This is a genomic window from Testudinibacter sp. 'clade 2', assembly GCF_006227735.1.
Lineage (GTDB): Bacteria > Pseudomonadota > Gammaproteobacteria > Enterobacterales > Pasteurellaceae > Chelonobacter.
Genome location: NZ_VDHB01000120.1, coordinates 22,706 through 29,035 on the forward strand (window position 1 = coordinate 22,706; position 6,330 = coordinate 29,035).

9 protein-coding genes are annotated in these 6,330 nt (G+C 44.9%); 5 read left to right on the forward strand and 4 right to left on the reverse strand.

Going from position 1 to position 6,330, the window contains the following annotated elements:
- Window positions 1-6: 6 nt before the first annotated feature.
- From mlaC to FHQ30_RS09705, 4 genes are read right to left on the reverse strand one after another with little or no spacing between them, the layout of a single operon-like run.
- Window positions 7-648, reverse strand: a complete 642-nt coding sequence (gene mlaC, locus FHQ30_RS09690) for a phospholipid-binding protein MlaC (protein ID WP_139610326.1) — start codon at window positions 646-648, stop codon at window positions 7-9.
- Between the two features lie 29 nt (window positions 649-677).
- Entirely contained in the window at window positions 678-1,181 is a 504-nt protein-coding gene (mlaD, locus tag FHQ30_RS09695) for an outer membrane lipid asymmetry maintenance protein MlaD (RefSeq protein ID WP_139610325.1), read from the reverse strand.
- Between the two features lie 49 nt (window positions 1,182-1,230).
- Window positions 1,231-2,016, reverse strand: coding sequence for a lipid asymmetry maintenance ABC transporter permease subunit MlaE (gene mlaE / locus FHQ30_RS09700; protein WP_132967666.1), 786 nt, complete (start codon window positions 2,014-2,016; stop codon window positions 1,231-1,233).
- Window positions 2,013-2,807: an ATP-binding cassette domain-containing protein gene (locus FHQ30_RS09705; RefSeq protein WP_139610324.1), complete on the reverse strand. Its 795-nt coding sequence runs from the start codon at window positions 2,805-2,807 to the stop codon at window positions 2,013-2,015. The genes mlaE and FHQ30_RS09705 overlap by 4 nt, the downstream gene beginning before the upstream one ends.
- Before the next feature lie 198 nt (window positions 2,808-3,005).
- On the opposite strand from FHQ30_RS09705, the gene lptC reads away from it, so the two are divergent.
- Genes lptC through rapZ form a run of 5 tightly spaced genes read left to right on the forward strand, consistent with a single transcriptional unit; the run spans window position 3,006 to window position 6,255 of the window.
- Window positions 3,006-3,602 carry an LPS export ABC transporter periplasmic protein LptC gene (gene lptC / locus FHQ30_RS09710; RefSeq protein WP_139610323.1) on the forward strand — a complete coding sequence of 199 codons (597 nt, stop codon included), beginning with the start codon at window positions 3,006-3,008 and terminating at the stop codon, window positions 3,600-3,602.
- A complete protein-coding gene (gene lptA, locus FHQ30_RS09715; protein ID WP_139610322.1) occupies window positions 3,583-4,092 on the forward strand; it encodes a lipopolysaccharide transport periplasmic protein LptA in 510 nt (169 codons plus the stop codon). The genes lptC and lptA overlap by 20 nt, the downstream gene beginning before the upstream one ends.
- Before the next feature lie 14 nt (window positions 4,093-4,106).
- Window positions 4,107-4,832 (forward strand): LPS export ABC transporter ATP-binding protein, encoded by a 726-nt coding sequence (gene lptB / locus FHQ30_RS09720; RefSeq protein ID WP_132967670.1) that lies wholly within the window; start codon window positions 4,107-4,109, stop codon window positions 4,830-4,832.
- A gap of 33 nt (window positions 4,833-4,865) precedes the next feature.
- The gene (ptsN, locus tag FHQ30_RS09725) at window positions 4,866-5,354 is read left to right on the forward strand and encodes a PTS IIA-like nitrogen regulatory protein PtsN (RefSeq protein ID WP_139610321.1); all 489 of its coding nucleotides are present in this window, start codon (window positions 4,866-4,868) and stop codon (window positions 5,352-5,354) included.
- Between the two features lie 43 nt (window positions 5,355-5,397).
- Complete coding sequence (gene rapZ / locus FHQ30_RS09730) at window positions 5,398-6,255, forward strand: RNase adapter RapZ (RefSeq protein WP_139610320.1); 858 nt, start codon at window positions 5,398-5,400, stop codon at window positions 6,253-6,255.
- The last annotated feature ends 75 nt before the right edge of the window (window positions 6,256-6,330 follow it).

Genomic DNA, 6,330 nt, shown 5'->3' on the forward strand with positions numbered 1-6,330 from the left:
CCCACCTTATTTTTCAAGTTTAATCGGAATAGCCGCACTTTTTTGGATTTGAGCGGTTAGTTCATCAATCCCTTTTTGGCGCAGAATATTGCTCCACTCGTTTTTCTTGGTTTCAACCATGCTGACGCCTTCCGCCGCCATGTCATAGGCTTGCCATGCGCCGGTACGGGTATTTTTACGCCATTTAAAATCCAATTTAATCGGCGCTGCACCATTGGTTTGGATAATATTCACCCGAATGCTGACAATATTTTGATCGCCAATCGGTTTCTCTCTTTCAATCTCAATATTTTGATTGCTATACATGGTCAACACTTGAGCGTAGGATTGCTCAATAAAGTTAGAAAATGCACTAAAAAACTGCTCTCGCTGCGCCGGTGTGGTACTTTTGAAATACTGCCCCAATACTAACGACCCGGCATAATTCACATGCACATACGGCATTAATTCTTGTTTGACAATCGTGCGCATATAGTCTGGATTTTGCTTAATTTTGCTTTGATTGGCACTGATTGAGGCAAACAGTTTATCCGATGCCTGCTGCATCAATTGATAGGGGTTATCGGCAGCTACCGCTTGCATTGCGCCAAACAGCGACATCACGGCAACCATCACAACCGCACATTTTTTAAACATTTTCTTCAACATGACTTTCTCCTGTTCAATTAATCCGAAAACTATTCTGTTTTATCGGTTTTCTCTGTTTGTTGACCGTCTTTCTTGTCACCATACAAGAATTGACCGATTAAATCTTCTAATACCATGGCTGAGGTCGTATCATGAATCGTATCCCCCTCTTTCAGCATGGCAATTTCACCGTCATCAAAACCAATATTCAGCGCGATATATTGCTCCCCTAGAAGTCCTGAGGTTTTTATCGACAGCGAGCTGGTTTCCGGAATATGGTTATATTCCTGATCAATACTCAAACTGACTTGAGGCAAATAACTGGTCGGGTCTAAGCTGATTGCATTGACGCGTCCAATTAATACACCGCCGGTTTTGACTGGCGCCCGCACTTTAAGACCGCCGATATTATTAAAAGTTGCATGCAGATTATAACTTTTACTTTGATGAAAGCCCTGCACATTTGCCACTTTCAAGCCTAAAAAAACCAGTGCAGCGATTGCCAACAGCAGGAACAACCCGACCCAGAACTCATATTTAATGGTTTGACGCATTCTTTTTTTCCTTTATTACTTTTATCTCTTACGATGACGTATCGCACGGTTAATTGCCACCGAACATCATTGCGGTTAAAACAAAATCCAGTGCCAAAACAGCTAATGAGGCGTGCACCACGGTTTTGGTGGTAGCACGGCTGATCCCTTCCGAAGTCGGGCGAGCATCATAACCGTTAAACAACGCAATCCACACCACTGCAACCGCAAAAACCGCACTTTTGATCATACCGTTTAAAATATCGGTTTGCCAACTGACCGAATTTTGCATCACCGACCAGAAACTGCCGCCATCAACCCCTTTCCAGTCCACCCCGACCAGTGAGCCGCCCCAAATGCCAATGGCTACAAAAATAATCGTTAGTAGCGGCATCGAGATAATCCCCGCCCAAAAACGTGGTGAAATCACTCGCCGTAGCGGATCGACCGCCATCATTTCCAAACTGGAAAGCTGCTCGGTCGCTTTCATCAAGCCAATTTCAGCGGTCAACGCTGAGCCTGCGCGCCCGGCAAATAAAAGTGCGGTCACCACCGGTCCCAATTCACGTAACAATGAAAGTGCCACCAATTGTCCCAAACTGCTTTCTGCCGCAAATCCCACCAACACAACATAGCCTTGCAAGCCTAGCACCATGCCGATAAACAGCCCGGACAGCAAAATAATCAACAGTGACTGCACCCCAAGCACATACAGTTGCTTAACCAACAGTGGAAAATATTTTTTTGGCTGTGGCACGCCGACCAACGCGCCATAGAGCATAAAACCGGCGCGCCCAAGCGTTCTGAAAAAACCAATAGTACCGGCGCCTAGTCTGGAAATCGCGGAAATGATCATACAAATAACTCATCAATATAGTGTTGTGCCGGATAATGGAACTGCACCGGCCCATCTTCGTTACCGGACAGAAATTGAATTACGCGCGGATCCGTACTTTGTTGCAATTGCGCCGCGGTTCCTTCGGCAATCACGGTTTGATCCGCCACAATATAAGCATAATCGGCTATGCTCAGCACCTCTTTCACATCGTGCGACACCACAATCGAGGTAAGATGCAGGGTTTTATTCAAGCGTTTAATCAAACTCACGATTACCCCCATGCTGATCGGATCTTGTCCGGTGAAAGGTTCATCATACATCACTAAATCCGGGTCAAGCGCCACCGCTCTTGCCAACGCCACACGCCGCGCCATGCCACCGGAAAGTTCGGACGGCATCAAATCAGCCGCACCACGCAGTCCGACCGCTTCTAATTTCATCAAGGTCAATTGACGGATCATCTCTTCCGGCAAATTACTGTGCTCACGCAGCGGAAAAGCCACGTTATCAAAGGTAGAAATATCCGTAAACAGTGCGCCGGATTGAAACAGCATTCCCATTCTTTTACGAATTTGATACAACTTGGCATTCGACAGGCGAGTGATATCACTACCGTCAAATAAAATTTCGCCGGAGTCAGGAAACAACTGACCTCCGATCAGTTTCAACAGCGTCGTCTTACCGATTCCCGAAGGCCCCATAATTGCGGTAATTTTACCGGTTTCGACTTTTAAATTCAGCCCTTGATAGATTGTGCGCGAACCTCGTTTAAACACCAGATCCTTCACTTCAACCAAATATTTATTCATTTTATGCCTTGCTTTTATCACGGATACCTAACGGTAATTAGGCGAAATCTTGTATGAAATTAATAACAATGTCAAATATTCCCCCGATTTTTGGTTAGGATTAGGGTCTGTTAATCTTCAGACGCTTTTCAATCTGAGAAGAATTTATGTTAGAATCCAAAATTATTAATCTTTTTAAACCATACGCTAGGAAAACCGATGACTTCTCGTTGGAATATCGTTTTAGTGGTGATCGCACTGACGTTGCTTGCTTGGTATTATTCGTTAAACCAGCAAGATAACGTCGATTTGGCTGCCCGTATTCAAAACAGCGGCAGCCCTGATTATATCGCCAATCAGATGGAAACCACGCTTTATTCACTGGATGGGCGCAAACAATATGTTGCGACTGCGGATGAAGTGGAATATTTCCAAACTCAAGGGGATACGCTGTTCAAAGCACCGGTCGTTTATTTATTCGAGACCTCCAAAAATAGCGATAATCTGGTGCGCAGCTGGCGTTTGAGTGCGGATCAAGCCAAGATCAGCAAAGACAAGATACTCTATTTAAACGACAATGTTTCAATTCAAAGCTTGTTGCCGGAAAGCAAAATTCACAGTTTGCAAACCTCAAGTGCGGTCGTCAATTTAACGACACAAGATATAACATCTGATACAATGGTCAGCGTGGTTGGTCAAAGTTTTACTACCACCGGCAAAAGCCTGAGCGGGAATCTTCGTCAGCAGATCGCAACGTTAAAAGAACAGGTGCAAACTCACTATGAGATTCAACAAAATGAAAACAAAAATAATTAAATCCCTAACATTAGTCAGCGCGCTGTTACTCTCTTTTTCAGCTTTCGCCTTGAAAAACGACAGCCAGCAACCTATTAATATAACGTCTGATAACCAATCATTAGATTTGGAAAATAATATCGTGACCTTTACCGATAATGTGGTGATCACCCAAGGCTCGATTTTGATCAACGCCCGTCAAGTGACCATCACCCGCCCGAACAATGGCGGAGGTGGTAAAGAGAAAATCGAGGCAAACGGCAGTCCTGTCACTTTCCAGCAACAACTGGATAACGGCAAAATGATCAACGGGCGAGCCAACAAGGTCAATTACGATCTTGGCAGCCAATATTTAGTGTTGACCGGCAATGCCCAATTAAAACAACTAGACAGCCAAATTGATGCCGAAGTGATCACCTATGATGTGCAACAGCAAAAAATGATCGCCAAAAACAGCGGTAAAGGACGAGTTAAAACCATTTTATACCCGTCACAATTACAACAAAAATAACAGGTTAATTTTTTATGTCTATTCTTTCGGCACAAAATCTGGCGAAATCCTATAAGGGACGCCAAGTTGTCCATGATGTCAGCTTGACCGTCAATTCCGGCGAAATCGTCGGCTTGCTCGGCCCGAACGGCGCCGGCAAAACCACCACCTTTTATATGGTCGTCGGCTTAGTCAAAAACGACCACGGATCGATTAAGATCGACGATTTGGATATTACCCTATTGCCGATGCATAACCGCGCACAACAAGGCATTGGCTATCTGCCGCAAGAAGCCTCGATTTTCCGTCGTTTAAGTGTTTATGACAATTTAATGGCGGTGTTGGAAATTCGCAAAGATTTAACCCAAAAACAGCGCAAACAGCGGGCAGAAGAGCTGATCGACGAATTTCATATCGATCATATCCGCAATAACTCAGGGCAATCATTGTCTGGCGGTGAACGTCGTCGGGTCGAAATTGCCCGTGCGCTGGCAGTCAATCCGAAATTTATTCTGTTAGACGAACCTTTTGCCGGTGTTGACCCAATTTCGGTGATTGACATCAAAAAAATTATTTTACATCTTAAAGAGCGGGGCTTAGGTGTGTTGATCACCGATCATAACGTGCGCGAAACACTGGATGTTTGCGAACGTGCATATATCGTCAGTGCCGGCAACATGATCGCCACTGGCAGCCCACAGGATATTTTGCAAAATGAAGATGTAAAACGCGTTTACTTGGGCGATCAATTCAAACTATAGCCTCGGTTAACCTCAACCAAGAGAGATTGTAAGATGAAATTTACCCATTTGCTCAGCCCTGACAATATTCGTCAAGGTGTTATGGCATCAAGTAAAAAACGTATCCTCGAAATATTCAGCGAAATCATTGGTGCTGAAACCGAAGAAGATACCCAAATCTGCTTTGAGCATTTATGCGAACGGGAAAAAGTCGGTTGCACCGCACTTGGTGGTGGAATTGCGCTGCCACGCGCTAAATTGTCGCAAGGAGAAAAACCGATTGCAGTTTTTCTACAACTTACCACACCTATTGACTACAAAGCACCGGATAATCGTGAGGTCGATCTGCTGCTGGCGCTGTTTATTCCCATCGGTTTATGTCAACAGTTTGCCCCATGTTTGCCGGAAATTGCCAAAAAATTAACCAATAAAACATTGGCAAAACAGCTGCGTGCCGCTAAAAGCAAAGAGGAGATCTGGGACATTTTCTGCAAGTTGGATCAGCATAGTGAAGATGAGCCTGTCGCCGTCAGCGCCAGTTGATCACAACATTACTGATCACCTGGATTATAGGAGACTAGGCAACATGGAACTTATTATTATCAGCGGACGCTCCGGCTCTGGCAAATCAGTTGCGCTGCGTGCACTGGAAGACATCGGTTATTATTGTATTGATAACCTTCCGTTGGCGCTATTCAGCCAGTCGATTGATATTCTGAAAAATAACCAAGAATCCGTTGCTATCAGTCTGGATATTCGTAATATTCCCGAGTCGCCAGTGCTATTAGAGCAAGTATTGCAGCAGCTGCCGTTTGATATCAAGGTCAAAACTATTTTCTTAGATTGTGAACCCAGTGCTCTGATTCGACGTTACAGCGACAGCCGCCGTCTACACCCGCTTTCGGTAAAAAATATCACCCTTGAAGCAGCAATAGAGGTCGAACGCGAAATGTTGGAGCCGCTGTTTCAACACGCCGATTTAATTCTGGATACCACGCAGATTTCTACCCATGAGCTGGCGGAAAAACTGCGCCAATTTCTACGAGGCAAATCCAATAAAGAGCTGAACATCGTGTTTGAATCGTTTGGTTTCAAATATGGCATTCCGCTGGATGCCGATTATGTTTTCGATGTACGTTTTTTGCCAAACCCACACTGGGAGCCGCAACTGCGCCCGATGACTGGACTGGAAGAGCCGGTGATCGACTTTTTAAATCGGCAAAACGATGTGCATAATTTTATTTATACTACCCGCAACTATATTGAAACGTGGCTACCTCTGTTGGAAAAAAACAACCGCAGCTACCTGACAATTGCCATCGGTTGTACTGGCGGCAAACACCGCTCAGTCTATATCGCTCAACAGCTAGGGGAGTATTTTTTAGGACGCGGCAAAAAAGTTCAGATTCAGCATTCCTCACTCAGCAAACATAAATCTCAGTGATTTCTCCGCGAATGTGTAGCTCAGCCGGATAGAGCAATCCCCTCCTAAGGGATAGGTCGGCGGTTCGAATCCGCC